This window comes from Bacteroidota bacterium, from assembly GCA_034723125.1.
GTDB lineage: Bacteria > Bacteroidota > Bacteroidia > CAILMK01 > JAAYUY01 > JAYEOP01.
Map to the genome: position 1 here is coordinate 1 of JAYEOP010000301.1, position 2,810 is coordinate 2,810.

Here is a 2,810-nt window from a genome sequence, read left to right on the forward strand (position 1 = left end):
ACTACTTTAGGATTATAAACATCTACACAATCGGGTGAACAAATTATTTGCTTGATATTGTACCAGTCGGCAATACGAATTATTGTTCCTAAATTTCCCGGATTTCGTATTGAATCAAGAAGTAAAATATTTTCCTCTTTGTTGTCAAAAATTCCATCATTTATTTGTGCTAACGCAAGAACCTGATTAGGCGTTTTTAATGAACTTATTTTTTTCAATTCCTCATCACTTATCTCATTGATATTGTAATGAAATTCCTTAAGTGTCTCGTTGTTAGTGTTTTGAGAAATCCATTCATTGGTTGCAAAAATTGAATGAATATTTAATTCTGATAATATCAATTCATTTGTTAATTTTACACCCTCAACAATGAACAGATTATGCTGTTTTCGGTATTTTTTTTGATAAAGAGATTGAATTATTTTTATTTGTGCTTTTGAAATCATTTTTTAAAAATATAATTGTATTACGCAAAGTTAGTTTATTATTGATAACTATTATAGTTTTTCAATCTTGTTCTTTAAAAAAATTAATTCCCGAGGAAAAATATTTGCTAAAAAAATCATCAGTAGTAGATGCTCCGAATGATTATAAGGATGATTTAAGGTCATTGATGAAGCAGAATCCAAGGAGGCGTGGGCTTGGAATTTCCGAACCATTTGTTTGGACATACATGAAACTTGACAAAGGAAAACAAACAAAATTTAAAAAGGGATTAAAACGTTTTTTTGGTGAAGAACCAATTTATCTTGAGTATAAACTCGTTCATCAATCGGCTGAGCAAATGAGAGATTTTTTGATGAATAAAGGGTATTTTAGGCCAACTGTAATTTATAGTATTGATAAAAGTAAGAACAAAGCAAAGCTTACTTATAAAATAATTCCACGTACTCAATATAAAATAAACAAAATCAGTTATCTGATACCTGATAGTAACATTAAAGAAATTATTGACAATTCAATTGATTCTAAGATTATTGAGGAAGGGGTGTTTTATGATAGCGAAAATTTAATAAACGAAAGGAAAAGGCTTGCTAAATTATTGAATAACAAAGGCTATTATCTTTTTAGTAAAAATAATATTTATTACGAAGTTGACACCTCCGTATCTGATGGTAAATTGGTTGATATTAATATTGTTTTAAACAATCCTACGGATAGTACAAAGCATAAAATTTTTAGAATAAATGAAATTATTATTGAGCCTGATTACAGTATTTCGGATACAATTGAGAAAAAAAGTGAATATTTAAAAGATAAAAAATTCGTATTCAGGAATGATTACATCAACAAAGAAGTTATTTTAAGATATATTCATTTTAAGAAGAATGATGTTTATGAAATTGATAAAATAAAGAAAACAATTAATCAGTTGTCTGAAATTCAGTTGTTCAAATTTGTTGACATTAGTTTTGAAGAAATAAATGACAGTAACAGTAATTTATTGGATTGTTACATCAGGTTAACGCCAATGGAAAAACAGGAATACGTATTTGAAACAGAATTAAATACTACAGAAGAAACAAAGCAAATATCTACTTCCACCTCAAATAGGTATTACGGAATGGCAGGTAAATTAGCATATCACAATCGTAATTTATTTAAACGTGCTGTTCAGTGGAATTTAGGTTTTAGCGGGGCTATTGATATTCCTTCCAATAATTTTCAGAACCAACAATTATTTGCAAACTATCAGATTGAACTTAATTCATCTTTGTATTTTCCATCAGCATTTTTACCTAAATTTATTTCTGTAAAAGATGAAGCAATCTCATCAAAAACAGCCGTTAATTTATCTTATTATTTTGACCAAAATCAGGACTTTGCAAGGTCAACAGTTAATGCTGCTTACACTTATCAATTTAATCATCCTAAAATAAAACATTTTGTTACTCCTGTGGATTTGAGTTTAATACGTACTCATTTACAACCCGATTTTAAAAAGAAGCTTAAAGAATACAATAATGTTTTATTAGATAATATTTTTGAAACACACTTATTAACTTCAATGCGTTATTCGTTTGTTTATAATGATAAAGAAGTAAATAAAAATCATTATTGGAGAATAAGAGCAACAATTCCCGAAACAGCAGGAAACATACCTTATTTTTATAATTCTATAACAAAAGGTTCCGAAATAGTAACCGATTCAACAGGTTTTGAAATTATCGGAGTAAACTTTTTTCAGTATTTAAAGTTTGATGTTGATGCAAGTTATCACTATACTGTATCAGCATATTCTTCAATTGCAAGTAGGATATGTCTCGGTATTGGCTTGCCTTTTGGTAATTCTGCAAGCATACCTTTTGAAAAACGTTACTTTCTTGGTGGAGCAAATAGTATGCGTGCTTGGACACTTAGAGGATTGGGTCCCGGTGAGTATAAAAAGAAAGAAGATGCAAGCTTTGAGCAAACAGGGGATTTAAAATTTGAAACAAACTTTGAGTATCGTTTTGATATTACTTCTATTCTAAAAGGTGCTTTGTTTGTTGATGCAGGAAATATCTGGACTTTAAGAGAAGATGAAATCAGAGAGGGAGGAATGTTTGAATTTAATGATTTTATTGATGAAATAGCAATAGGTACAGGAGTAGGCTTACGTTTCGATTTTACATTTTTTATTTTCAGAACCGATTTTGCAATTCCTGTTCGCGATCCATCTTTAAATTTGGATGAACGTTGGGTCCTTAAAGGATCAACCATTAAGGATGTTAGATTTAATATTGGTATCGGTTATCCTTTTTAATTTTGCTAGAATTTTTTTGGTTCTATGTTGATTTGTGTGGGTGAAAAAATATTAAAGCCACAGA

Annotated in this window: 2 protein-coding genes; one reads left to right on the forward strand and one right to left on the reverse strand. The window is 29.2% G+C overall.

The features are described 5' to 3' along the window. Positions 1–446, reverse strand: a 446-nt coding sequence (locus U9R42_08255) for a TrmH family RNA methyltransferase (protein MEA3496012.1), incomplete at its 3' end; no start/stop codon positions are given. Positions 447–487: 41 nt separating this feature from the next. Here U9R42_08255 and U9R42_08260 point away from each other — a divergent pair. Further along, a complete protein-coding gene (locus tag U9R42_08260; GenBank protein MEA3496013.1) occupies positions 488–2,746 on the forward strand; it encodes a BamA/TamA family outer membrane protein in 2,259 nt (752 codons plus the stop codon). Positions 2,747–2,810: the final 64 nt, after the last annotated feature.